We start from the raw sequence: 12,463 nt of genomic DNA, 5'->3' as shown, positions 1-12,463 counted from the left end.
CGGTCTTAGGCCTTCTCGCCGCCCGGCGATAGCAGAGATAATGCCAGTAAAGCGGCGGCGAGATCCAGACAACGATGCGCGCGAGATGCGATTGAGCACCAGGGAGAGAAGTTGGCAATGTGGTTGAACGGCAGACTTCGCCGACGGTGCTTGTAAAAGACGTCGGCGAACGCGTTCAGCCGCCAATGCGGATCTGGGCTCAGAGGAACTATTCTTTATTAATTTTTATATTTAAACGATCGGTTAAACACCGTACGCGGGTAATATGCAACAGCGGTTTTATTCTGCTGGCGCCAAGCTTTTTCATGATTCTCGATTTGTAATGATTGGCGGTTTTGTTTCTTATATTCATAGCGTTGCTGATATCGGTCAGCGATTTTCCCGTCGACCACTCCGACAGGAAAAGGGACTCGCGCCGGGAGAGCTGCGGCGGCTCGGTATAGTGACTGTAGCGCGTATATAAATCGCCGATCAGGTGGCTGAAACGGCTTAAAGATATAAGGTTTGATAATATAATGGTCTTATTGTCGACAATCACCATCTCATGCGGGCAGTCGGTAATAATAACTATTTTGTAGGTTTTGGGGTTGGCATATTCATCGCGGTAACGCGCTTCAAAATTGGCGAGGGTGACATCGATAAAGCAGACCCTTCTGCGGTTAAAGTCGGCTGGCGTGTTTTTTTCTGACCATGTTTGATTTATCAGTTGTCTGATACCGATAATGGTATAGGTACATTCGCTGAAAATATCGATCTTCATATTATTATAATCCTTTATTTTTTATTCCCGGTGGCGACGGTTATCTTAAAGTATAAAAATAGAAATAATCGAAATAATTAAATGTTGAATTATTTCCGATGATGAATCTCAACATTTACCTATACCGCTGGTTTAGTCAGTTTGTTTTTTATTTGATTGATAATCAAGAGATAAATAGGATTAATAAAAAGTGCCGCAAGAGGGGTAGAGGTTTTTAAATAGATGCCAGCTATCAATCAAGGAGAATTAAAAGGAAATAGCATAGATTATTCCTATCGTAAATTAATATTCGATCGTTTTTACCGATCTTTTGGTTCGTGATATCTTTGTAAGAGGTCTAATGACTAAGAAATATCTCTAACAGGAAGTTCAAACGTTTTCTCATTCATGGTTGCAGAGGTGAATAATAGTGAAAATAAAAAGTTAAAAGAGAGTGTGTGTTTTTTCTGGGGCGTTTTGGCTAAGCATTTTATCTGTCTCAAGCAGATCGTCAGCTGTATTCTGCTGAGAAAAGTATTTTGATCAAGATGATCAGCGGATATAACCGCCGTTTTGCAACCGTTGCAGTGAGGCGCCGTCCGCATACACCATGCCGGTGGTCAAATCATGAAAGCCGTACTTTTTATAGAAGGCCAGTTTTTCCGGCACGGAATAGATGAAAATCTTGCCGAGCGGCGCCAAATCTTGCATCACCCGATCCATCAACCGGCGCCCCAGCCCTTGCCCCTGAAAGCGCGGATCGATCGCCACGTCGGCCAGATAAGCGACCGAGGTCAGGTCGCTGATGGCGTGCGCGGTGGCGATCAGCTCGTCGCCGATAAACCCCCAATAGCAAAACTGACTGTGTTGGTAAACGCGCCGCAGGGTGTGCGGATCGCGCTTGCCCAGCCCGGCGGCCTCCAGCAATTCACACAGCCGCTGCCAGTCGATGGCGCGGCGGTTCGGGTCGGTGATAATTTCCATCGTTTTCCTCTAACCAATAAGACTGAGGTCGGCGGCATAGTGCCGAATGGCGCGCTGATACCCGCGGATGTCGGCGCCCCATTGTCGTATTTTTATACCTTTTACACGCTATCGCGGAGAAATTGATATCACAAGGGAATAGCAGCACTAAACATTGATCAGATAAATACGAAAATGTGCGCTAAGCCCGGTTTCCGGGCCCGGCATCGTTCCCGCTTCCCTTCACATGGTCAAAAAACAGGCGTAGAATCCGCTTCGTCAAATAATTGAGGTTGTAAAGTATTATGGTTGATCGTGAATTAGGAAACTGGAAAGACTTCATTGATGAGATGTTGGGCAACTGACACAGCGTTGAAGCAGATGGCAAGGTTGAGTCATTGGAAAGTCACTGAAACACCTTGGGAACGAGATTATCGTTCGAAATAAAGCAGCATCGGTAACCCGACGCTGCTTTTTTTATGCCCAGGCTATCACTCCCCGGCGGCCGTCGTATTGCCTGCCGGATGCGCTTTGCCCGGGAAGCGGCGGCGCACCAGCACGAAGAACAGCGGCACGAAGAAAATCGCCAGCAGGGTGGCGGAGATCATGCCGCCCATCACCCCGGTGCCGACCGCATGCTGGCTGCCGGAACCGGCGCCGCTGCTGGTGGCCATCGGCAGCACGCCGAAGATGAACGCCAGCGAAGTCATCAGGATCGGCCGCAGACGCATGCGTGATGCGTCGAGCGTCGCGGACATCAGATCCTGCCCTTTGTGGTTCAGCTCGTTGGCGAATTCGACGATCAGAATGGCGTTTTTCGCCGACAGCCCAATGATGGTCAACAGGCCGACCTGGAAATAAACGTCGTTCTCCAGGCCGCGCAGCCAGGTGGCGGCGACCGCGCCGATCACCCCCAGCGGCACCACCAGCATCACCGAGAACGGTATCGACCAGCTTTCATACAGCGCCGCCAGGCACAGGAACACTACCAGCAGCGAGATGGCGTACAGCGCCGGCGCCTGCGAGCCGGACAAGCGTTCCTGGTAGGAGAGCGCCGTCCATTCCAGCCCGAAGCCGGTCGGTAACTGGCTGACCAGTTTTTCCATTTCCGCCATGGCGGTGCCGGTGCTGACGCCGTTGGCCGCCTCGCCGACGATTTCCAGCGCCGAGTTGCCGTTATAGCGTTCCAGCCGCGGCGAGCCGTATTCCCAGTGTGAACTGGCGAAGGCCGAGAACGGCACCATGCCGCCCGCGCTGTTGCGCACATACCATTTGTTGATGTCTTCCGGCAGCATGCGGAACGGCGCGGCGGCCTGCACGTAAACTCTCTTCACCCGGCCGCGATCGACGAAGTCGTTGACGTAGGTCGAACCCCAGGCGGTAGAGAGGGTATTGTTGATGTCGTCGATAGATACGCCCAGCGCCTGCGCCTTGCGCTGATCGATATCGATCTGCAGCTGCGGGCTGTCGTCCAGGCCGTTGTGGCGCACGCGCGACAGCAGCGGATTTTGCGCCGCCAGCTGTAACAGTTGGTCGCGAGCCGCCATCAGTTTGGCGTGCCCCAACCCGGCGTGATCTTCCAGTTCCATGTCGAAGCCGGAGGAGTTGCCGAGGCCAGTGATCGCCGGCGGGCTGCTGGCGATCACCCGCGCTTCGTTAATCTTGTTGAACGCCAGCGTGGCGCGATCGATGATGTCGAACGAGCTGTTGGCGCCCGAGGTGCGCAGATCCCAGTCTTTCAGCCGAACGAACAGACGCGCCACGTTTTGGCCGTTGCCCCCCGGCCCGGAGCCGATGATGGCGAACACCGACAACACGTCCTGTTTCTCTTCGGTGAGGAAATACTGCTCGACCTTTTCCACCACTTTAGAGGTTTGCTGCAGGGTCGAGCCCGCCGGCAGCTGTACCTGTACGGTGAAGATGCCGCGGTCTTCCTGCGGCAGGAACGAGGTCGGCAGCTTGATGAACAGCAGCGCCATGCCGCCGAGCAACAGCAGATAAATCACCATGTAGCGGCCGCTGGCGTGCAGAATGCGCCCCACGCCGCGCTCATAGCGTTCGGCGTTGCGGTTGAACATGCGGTTGAACCAGCCGAAGAAGCCGCGCTTGCCGTGATGATGCCCCTTGGCGATCGGTTTGAGCAGCGTGGCGCACAGGGCCGGGGTCAGGATCATCGCCACCAGCACCGACAACACCATGGCGGAAACGATGGTGATGGAGAACTGGCGATAGATGGCGCCGGTGGTGCCGCCGAAGAACGCCATTGGCACGAACACCGCTGACAGCACCAGGGCGATGCCGACCAGCGCGCTCTGGATTTGCCCCATGGATTTGCGCGTGGCTTCACGCGGCGGCAGGCCTTCTTCGCTCATCACGCGTTCGACGTTTTCCACTACCACGATGGCGTCGTCCACCAGCAGGCCGATCGCCAGCACCATGGCGAACATGGTAAGGGTATTGATGCTGAAGCCGCAGGCGGAAAGGATGGCGAAGGTACCCAGCAGCACCACCGGCACGGCGATGGTGGGGATCAGTGTGGCGCGGAAGTTCTGCAGGAACAGATACATCACCAGGAACACCAGCAGGATGGCTTCCAGCAGCGTTTTCACCACGTCCTTGATCGAGGCTTTGACGAAGGGGGTGGTTTCATAGGCCACTTTGGCCTCCAGCCCGTGCGGGAAGTATTGCGACAGCTCGGCGATCTTGTCCTTCACCAACTGGTCGGTCTGCAGTTCGTTGGCGCCGGAGGCCAGCTTGATGTTCATGCCCGCGGCCTGCATGCCGTTGTAGCGGCTGAGGTAGTTGTAGTTCTCGCCGCCCAGTTCGACGTTGGCGACGTTGCCCAGCGTCACCAGCGAACCGTCCTGATTGACCCGCAGGGTGATTTGGCGGAACTGTTCCGGCGTCTGGAGCTGCGACTGGGCGTTAATGGTGGCGTTCAGCGCCTGCTTATCGACCGATGGCGTGCCGCCCAACTGGCCGACCGCGACCTGGGCGTTCTGCGACTGAATGGCGCTGACCACATCCTGGGTGGTCAACTGATAGCTGTTGAGCTTGTTGGGATCGAGCCAGATGCGCATGGCGTATTGCGAGCCGTACACGTCCATGCTGCCGACCCCGTTGATGCGGCTGAGCGGATCCTGCAGGTTGGAGACGATGTAATCGGCGATGTCCTGCCTGTCCATGCTGCCATCGGTGGAGACGAACGCCACCATCATCAGCGTGGTGTCGCCGGATTTCGAGACCGTCACCCCCTGATTTTGCACCGCCTGCGGCAGGCGTTTGATCGCGGCCTGCAGCTGGTTTTGCACCTGCTGCATCGCCTCGTTGGGATCGGTGCCGGCTTCGAACGTCAGCGTCACGGTCGCCTGGCCGGTATTGGTGCTCTGCGACGACATGTACATCATGTTGTCGAGGCCGGTCATATTCTGTTCAATGATTTGGGTGACGGTGTTTTCCAGCGTTTGCGCCGAAGCACCTGGGTAAGTTGCGCTGATGCGCACGTTCGGCGGCGCCAAATTCGGGTATTGTTCTACCGGTAAAGAAAAAATCGCCAACGCCCCGGTCAGGCAAAGAATAATTGCCAGCACCCAGGCGAAAATCGGGCGATCAATAAAAAAATTGGCCATGCAGCGCGAACCTCGTTATGACTTGTTCTATCTTTAAAACGCATCGGAAATATGCATTTCAGCGGCAGGGAAGGATTCCGGCGCTATTGCACTTTACTCGGGATAGCCGAGGAAAGCGTGGAGAAAAAAAGGAGATAGTGTAAATAACGGTAGCGGAAAACGGCGCGGGCGTATCGGCGTCGGTAATTGTACGCTATTAAGACATTTTTATTACTATCAAAGGCCTTGCGCATTTTTTCGCCGCAGGGAATCGAAAAGTAAAAACTGGCCTCACCTTACAGCAGGAGCTTGGCATGGGAATTAACCCGGTATTTGCCCGTCGGCTTTATTTATGCTGGCTGATCAGCCACAGTGAGCGGCCCAATGTGCCGCGGTTGATGGCGCTGACCGGCTGGCCGCGCCGTACGTTGCAGGATGTGCTGAAGGCGCTGCCCGGCATGGGCGTCGAGCTGCAGTTCGTGCAGCAGGGCGTGCGCAACAACGACGGTTTCTATCAGTTGGAAAGCTGGGGGCCGTTCAACAAGAGCTGGGTGCACCAGCATCATCAGGCGCTGCTCAGCGCCATCGAGTAAGCGGCCCCGGCGGATCGGCCGGGGCGGGGCGATCAGTGGCTTTTGTACTCCAGGTACATCACCGTCGCCGCCACGCGAGAACGCACGTCCAGCTTGCGCAGTATGTTACGGATGTGCACCTTCACGGTTTCTTCAGAGATATGCAACTGCGCCGCCACCTGCTTGTTGGACAGGCCGCGCGCCACCTCTTGCAGGACGTCCAGTTCGCGTTCGGTCAAGGCGGCGAAGGGGTCGCGCTGCTCGCTGCGCGCCAGCAAATAGTCGGCCATCGCGTCGCTGATCACGTTCTGGCCCTCGGCGGCGGCGCTGATGTGCTCCAGCAGTTGTTCGGGTTCGCTGTCTTTCAGCAGATAGCCGTCGGCGCCGGCGTCGATCAGCGCATACAGATCGCTGCGCGCGTCGGAGACCGTCAGCACGATGATGCGCGCGTCCACGCCTTCGTCGCGCAGGGCCCGCAGCGTATCCAGCCCCGACATGCCCTTCATGTTCAGATCCAACAAGATCACGTCCGGAGCGTGTTGCAGCGCCAGCGCAACCGCCTCGCTGCCGTTGCCGGCCTCTGCCACCACGCCAAATCGCGCATCCAGTCCCAGCAGTTGTTTGATGCCGCGCCGCATCAACGGATGATCGTCAACGATCATGACTCGGTATTGCTTCATCACCATGAAATATGCTCCCTGTAGCAAGTAAAGCCACTCAAACGCGCCCGGAGGCGTGCTTCACAGTGGGACTGTCTCTTCAAAAATAGCGGCATTCTGCACCGCAAACCTCTCCGGGCGGCCTTCAGGCCGGCGGCAACCGTAACGCAGAGTGAACAGCCGCAAGGTCAGGGCGAGAATGTCAGGCAGACCGCCGTGCCGCCGCCGCTTCTGCGCCGGATGCGCAGCGTTCCTCCCAGTCGCGCCGCGCGTTCGCTCATGATGGTCAAGCCGTAATGCCCTTCCGGTTCTTCCAGACTGGCGATGCCGCAACCGTCGTCGGTAATGCTGAATACGTTGTCGCCTGCGGCGTTGACCTCGCAACATACCGCGATCTCGTTCGCTCCGGCGTGCTTGACGGCATTGAGCACCGCCTCGCGCACGATCTGCAGCGCGTGCACCTGCTGCTGGGCGTTGAGCGCCTGCGAGGGCAGCCGACAGTGTAACTGAATCCGCGCGGGGGTTAGCGCCTTTAATGGCTGCAACAGTTGCTCCAGCGCGGCATTCAGATCCGCCTCCTGAATGTTGAGGCGGAAGGTGGCCAGCAATTCTCTCAGCTGGCGATAGGCATCGGCCAGCGTGCGCTCGAAATCGTCGATAATCGCCTGCGCCGCCGGATCGTCGGCGGCGCGCCGGAGCAGCGTCAGCTGGATGCGCAGGAACGACAGCGTCTGCGCCAGCGAATCGTGCAGCTCGCGTGCGATGGTTCCACGCTCTTCCATCAACAGCAGATATTGGTGCTGCTTTTGCGCCCGGTTGAAGTAGACGCCGCGCCCCAGCATGTTGGCCAGGCTCTGCATCAGGTGAGGATGCGGCGGCTGTGCTTCGGGCTGCCATCGCAACTCGCCCAGCAGTTTATCGCCTTGGGTGATCGGCAGCGTGCTCCAGGTTTGCGCCGGCGCCGGTTCTCCTTCGTTCAGTTGCCACTGGCCATGATCGTCCGCCACGTTCAACCGGATGCAGCGCAGTCGTTCACTTTGGCGCACGATGCGCAGCGCATTTTCGAACGCCTGCTGATCGATCTGACGCACGCTCAGCGCCTGCGAGCAGCGATAGAGCACCTCCAGCGTGTCGTTGGCCTGCTGCAGGCGCTGGGTCTTTTCCTGCACTTTCAGCTCCAGCGACTGATAGAGGCGGGCCAGCTCGTCAGACATGGCGCTGAAAGTTTGCGACAGCACGCCGAGCTCGTTCGGCAGCGCCACGTCCAGCTGCGGATGGCGAAAGTCGCGCTGTTGCACGCGCTGGCTGGCGTCGACCAGATGCTGCAGCGGCGTGACCACCTGGCGGCGCATAAAGCGGATGCAGAACAGCACCAGACCGATGATGGCGGCGTAGCCCAGTACGCTGACGGCGGCCACCAGGGTGAGTTTCAACTCGGAATAACGCTGCAGAGCGGAAACGAAATGATCGACGCGGTTGACGTAGCCGGCGACCTCAGCCCGGTAGGCGGCCGCCTGCCCGTCGCGGATCTGCCGCTCCATCGTTTGCCATGTTCGTTGCAGCGCCAGATAGTGGTTGCGCACCTCGGCCGGGACGTAAAAGCGCGCCAGCTTTTGCAACGCGGGCGCCTGCAAAGATTGCCGATACTGCTGCAGGTGCAGCTCCAACTCCGGGCTCTGCCGCTCGAGATCGAAGGCCAAGCGGTAGCTTTGCATGCGCAGCGAACCGGCAATGTTGATCGCCTCGGCATCGCTCTGGCTGCCGGCGACGGTCGTCAACGCCAACCCGGTGGCGAGCACCGACAGTATCACGATGCCGAACAGCGCTCTGGCCAGGCTGCCGGTCACGGAACGTTTAACAAGCAATCACGGAATCCTTTTCTCTCAGGTGAGGCGCTTCGCCAGTTTCATTCGAAAGCAAAACTATAACTTTTGCAACTAAATTGCACCGCGATTTGTATCAAGTTGTCAACAAAACGGGAACAATTGTCGTTGTGTAATCAAATGAATAGCGAAATGCCCGCCGATGTTCAGCGGCGGGCCGTTTTTCTCTGAAGATTTGCCTTTAGCGCGGATGAAATCAGGCAGAAGGCCCCCTGTTTCTGGGGGCGCTTTATTGCCGCGCTTCAGGGCGTCGGCAGATTCATCGCGGCCACCTGCTTCGCTGCGTGGTCGCTGAAGCGCAGCCCCCAGCGGGTGAAGTACTCGCGCAGATCCTGCCCCGCCTCCCGGCTGTAGACGACCACGCTGAAGTCGATGACCTTCTGCGGCGTGCCGAAAACGTATTTATACTTATCCTGCATGGTGTTACCCGGCGCCGCGAAAGTCTGCTTCAGCCGTTCCTGATTAATCCGCGGGAAGAAGGATTCATCATAAGCGTGCAACAGATGGGTAAAAAACCCCAGCGCGACATCATGCTGCTTCTTCGGGAATTCGTCATAGCGCACTTCTGATGCGAGGAACTTACGCACCGCATCCCGATCCCACTCCTTGTCGGCGCCCAGTTTGCAGGTTGGGCCATAGTCGAAATCGTTGCGTTCCGACAACAGGCGGCAAGCCAGTACCGAATAACGGTTGACCTGCACTTCGGGGAATACGTTGTATTCCCACTGCGGTTCGTTCTCATGCCCCAGTTCGTGCCAGAGTCCCCAGTGGGCGGCGTTGGCGCGGGTGGTCTTGTCGGTGAAGAAACCGACGTTGACCGCGCCCTCGCGGTATTCGGCGCTGCAGCATTTGCTGTAGTTGAGGAACAGGGAACCCTGTGATGCCGTGAACATCTCGTGGGTGCCGTCCATGCCGTTCACCGCTTCATACAGCGCGGCGATGCTGAGGCTTTCCCCCAGCGATTTATTGATGATCTCCTGCGTTTTGTCGGTAATTTTCTTCGGTACGAAGTGATTGGATTTACCGTCATACAACACGGCGCCGCCCAGGATGCCGGCGCCGGCCTTCTGTTGCTCCCAGTCGCCTTGCGTATTCTGACCGAGAATGTGCAGGTTGCTGTCGCCACCGCCGCTCACCTCTAACTGGACAAATTCGCCGTTTTGCTGTTTTTGCGGATGGCTGCAGCCTAACGCCAGGACGCCGGTTTGCGCGAAGGTATAAGTGGTCTCCTTGTTGGCATCAAGCTTTCGTTTGTTCGAGTAGATGTTGTCAACGTTATCGAAACGGGCGCTGGTCGCCGCAAAACATGAGCTGCCTGCCGGAATAGTTCCGGCCTTTATCGTGACGCTGTCGCCCTGATTCCCCAGCGTGCGGGTGTAGAAGAAAATTCCGCGCGCCATGCTGCCATACAAGGAGTTGTACCAACTGGCGGCGTGAACGATCGGCAGCCGGTAGACATTTGGCGTGTCTGACGGGTACATCTGCATGGTGCGTTTGAGCCAATACAGCGGCGTGCGGGCATCTTGCGAGTCCGCCAGCGCCTGTTCGGCGTCCTGATTCAGCGCATCCAGGCTGGTGCCGATGTAACGCAACGCATCGTTGAATCCCTCCTGCTCGGCATAGGCTTGCCACCAGGGAGTCTCCTGGGCGGCACACTGGCCGAGGTTTTGCCAGGGTTCGCCGACCCAACCGGCTACGCCGGGGATATGGTGTTTTTCTGCCCACCATTTATTGGCGAACAGCGTATTGTCCTTTATGACCTGCGTGCCTTTGATGGCGTAGGTTTTAGCCGCCCATTCCGGCACGTTGGCGCAGTCCGCCGCCTGAGCGCCGGCGCTGGCCATCAATAAAAGGCTTAATGGTAACAAGCAGCGATGAGTCAGTTTCACGTTGGTTTTCCCTAAAGAGGCGTTGAAAAGTAAAATAGGCGCGTGTTATTAGGATGATGTGGCGCTATCCCTTATGGTTTTTTTTCAGGGTTTCCGCTACTTAGATGTGCTTACTTTAAGATGATTTCAGGTCGGGCCGCCGCCGGGGCCGATGATGTTTTGTTGCAAATCGTCTGCCGCGGCGCGGCGTAATCGCGGTATGATCTTCAGGTTGCAACTCAAGGGAAAAGGGTCATGTCGTCGAAAATTGAGAATGTGAAGAAAGAGCTGCTGTCGGACAACTGGTATGTGCTGCATAAGTATACGTTCGATCTGAAACGCAAAAACGGCGGTTCGGTGCAACAGATGCGCGAGGTCTACGATCGCGGCAACGGCGCCACCATTTTGCTGTACAACCGCGCCAAGGGCACGGTGGTGCTGACCAACCAGTTCCGCATGCCGACTTATGTCAACGGCAACGAGAGCGGCATGCTGCTCGAGGCCTGCGCCGGCCTGCTGGACGCCGATTCTCCGGAGCAGTGCGCGCGCCGCGAAGCGGTGGAAGAGACCGGTTTTCAGGTGGGCGAGGTCAAGAAAATCTTCGAAGCCTACATGTCGCCGGGCGGCGTGACCGAGATCGTGCACTTCTTTATCGCCGAATACCATGACGATGAGCGGCGCGCGGCCGGCGGCGGCATTGAAGATGAAGATATTGAAGTGATCGAACTGCCGTTCAGCGAAGCGGTGGCGATGATCGCCGACGGCCGCATTAAAGACGGCAAGACCATCATGCTGCTGCAGTATTTGCAGATCCATCGGGTGATGGCATAAAAAAAGCCGGTCACGATGACCGGCTTTCTTATTGGCTGGCGCCAGGCCGCTTACTTCAGCAGCGCCTGCGCCTTGGCCACCACGTTGTCCACGGTGAAGCCGAACTCGGCGAACAGTTGCTCCGCCGGCGCCGACTCACCGAAGGTGGTCATGCCCACGATGGCGCCGTTCAGCCCCACGTACTTGTACCAGTAGTCCGCGATACCCGCTTCCACCGCCACGCGCGCCGTTACCGCCGCCGGCAGCACCGACTCGCGGTACGCCGCATCCTGCTTGTCGAACGCGTCCGTCGACGGCATCGACACCACGCGCACCTTGCGGCCCGCCGCGGTCAGCTTGTCCGCCGCTTCCACCGTGATGCCCACTTCGGAGCCGGTGGCAATCAGGATAACGTCCGGCGTGCCCGCGCAGTCTTTCAGCACGTAGCCGCCGCGGTACACGTTCGCCAGCTGCTCTGCGGTGCGCGGCTGCTGGGTCAGGTTCTGACGCGAGAACACCAGGGTGGTCGGGCCGTCGTTGCGCTCGATGCCGTACTGCCACGCCACTGCCGATTCCACCTGGTCGCACGGGCGCCAGGTGCTCATGTTCGGGGTCACGCGCAGGCTCGCCAGCTGCTCCACCGGCTGGTGGGTCGGGCCGTCTTCGCCCAGACCGATGGAGTCGTGGGTGTAGACGAACACGTTGCGCAGCTTCATCAGCGCCGCCATGCGCACCGCGTTGCGGGCGTATTCCACGAACATCAGGAAAGTCGCCGAGTACGGCAGGAAGCCGCCGTGCAGCGCGATGCCGTTGGTGATGGCGGTCATGCCGAACTCACGCACGCCGTAATGAATGTAGTTGCCCGCCGGGTCAACGTTCAGCGCTTTCGAGCCGGACCACATGGTCAGGTTGCTCGGCGCCAGGTCGGCAGAGCCGCCCAGGAACTCCGGCAGCACCTTGCCGAACGCTTCCAGCGCGTTCTGCGATGCCTTGCGGCTGGCGATGTTGGCCGGGTTGGCCTGCAGTTTTTCAACGAACGCCTTGGCGTCGGCTTTCCAGTCGGCCGGCAGCTCGCCGTTCATGCGGCGCTTGAACTCGGCAGCCTGCTCCGGGAAGGCCCTGGCGTAGGCGGCGAATTTGTCGTTCCAGGCCGCTTCTTTGGCCTGACCGGCTTCCTTGGCGTCCCACTGGGCGTAGATGTCCTGCGGGATTTCAAAGGCGGCGTATTTCCAGCCAAGCCGCTCGCGGGTGGCGGCCACTTCGGCGGCGCCCAGCGCGGCGCCGTGCACGTCATGGGTGCCGGCCTTGTTCGGCGAACCGAAGCCGATAACGGTCTTGCACATCAGCAGCGACGGCTTGTC

Annotated in this window: 10 protein-coding genes; 3 read left to right on the top strand and 7 right to left on the bottom strand. The window is 58.1% G+C overall.

The genetic code is table 11. The features are described 5' to 3' along the window. Positions 1-208 precede the first annotated feature (208 nt). Positions 209-760 (bottom strand): LuxR C-terminal-related transcriptional regulator, encoded by a 552-nt coding sequence (locus ACJ8HN_RS18240; protein ID WP_033648805.1) that lies wholly within the window; start codon positions 758-760, stop codon positions 209-211. Positions 761-1,291: 531 nt separating this feature from the next. Further along, positions 1,292-1,723: a GNAT family N-acetyltransferase gene (locus ACJ8HN_RS18235; RefSeq protein ID WP_033635490.1), complete on the bottom strand. Its 432-nt coding sequence runs from the start codon at positions 1,721-1,723 to the stop codon at positions 1,292-1,294. A 284-nt stretch (positions 1,724-2,007) separates the two neighbouring features. Here ACJ8HN_RS18235 and ypfM point away from each other — a divergent pair, with 284 nt between their 5' ends. Continuing rightward, positions 2,008-2,067 carry a protein YpfM gene (gene ypfM / locus ACJ8HN_RS18230; protein ID WP_100396732.1) on the top strand — a complete coding sequence of 20 codons (60 nt, stop codon included), beginning with the start codon at positions 2,008-2,010 and terminating at the stop codon, positions 2,065-2,067. Positions 2,068-2,193: 126 nt separating this feature from the next. Here the strand turns inward: ypfM and acrD are convergent, their stop codons facing one another. Beyond that, complete coding sequence (gene acrD / locus ACJ8HN_RS18225; RefSeq protein ID WP_442523788.1) at positions 2,194-5,331, bottom strand: multidrug efflux RND transporter permease AcrD; 3,138 nt, start codon at positions 5,329-5,331, stop codon at positions 2,194-2,196. 293 nt (positions 5,332-5,624) lie between these two features. Here acrD and ACJ8HN_RS18220 point away from each other — a divergent pair, with 293 nt between their 5' ends. Further along, the gene (locus ACJ8HN_RS18220; protein ID WP_004941750.1) at positions 5,625-5,903 is read left to right on the top strand and encodes a winged helix-turn-helix domain-containing protein; all 279 of its coding nucleotides are present in this window, start codon (positions 5,625-5,627) and stop codon (positions 5,901-5,903) included. 32 nt (positions 5,904-5,935) lie between these two features. Here the strand turns inward: ACJ8HN_RS18220 and ACJ8HN_RS18215 are convergent, their stop codons facing one another. From ACJ8HN_RS18215 to ACJ8HN_RS18205, 3 genes are all read right to left on the bottom strand, one after another. Beyond that, positions 5,936-6,568: a response regulator gene (locus tag ACJ8HN_RS18215; protein ID WP_033635488.1), complete on the bottom strand. Its 633-nt coding sequence runs from the start codon at positions 6,566-6,568 to the stop codon at positions 5,936-5,938. Between the two features lie 161 nt (positions 6,569-6,729). Further along, positions 6,730-8,406: a nitrate/nitrite two-component system sensor histidine kinase NarQ gene (gene narQ / locus ACJ8HN_RS18210; RefSeq protein WP_342136111.1), complete on the bottom strand. Its 1,677-nt coding sequence runs from the start codon at positions 8,404-8,406 to the stop codon at positions 6,730-6,732. A gap of 260 nt (positions 8,407-8,666) precedes the next feature. Beyond that, positions 8,667-10,313, bottom strand: coding sequence for a M60 family metallopeptidase (locus ACJ8HN_RS18205; protein WP_442523787.1), 1,647 nt, complete (start codon positions 10,311-10,313; stop codon positions 8,667-8,669). Between the two features lie 234 nt (positions 10,314-10,547). On the opposite strand from ACJ8HN_RS18205, the gene nudK reads away from it, so the two are divergent. Continuing rightward, entirely contained in the window at positions 10,548-11,123 is a 576-nt protein-coding gene (gene nudK, locus ACJ8HN_RS18200) for a GDP-mannose pyrophosphatase NudK (protein WP_033635486.1), read from the top strand. 50 nt (positions 11,124-11,173) lie between these two features. Here nudK and ACJ8HN_RS18195 read toward each other — a convergent pair. After that, positions 11,174-12,463, bottom strand: a 1,290-nt coding sequence (locus ACJ8HN_RS18195; RefSeq protein ID WP_442523786.1) for a transketolase family protein, incomplete at its 5' end; no start/stop codon positions are given.

The organism is Serratia sp. CY29653 (assembly GCF_052169255.1).
Classification (GTDB): Bacteria; Pseudomonadota; Gammaproteobacteria; order Enterobacterales; family Enterobacteriaceae; genus Serratia; species Serratia sarumanii.
Note: the sequence above shows the minus strand (reverse complement) of the source record. Positions and strands in the feature narration are given on the sequence as shown.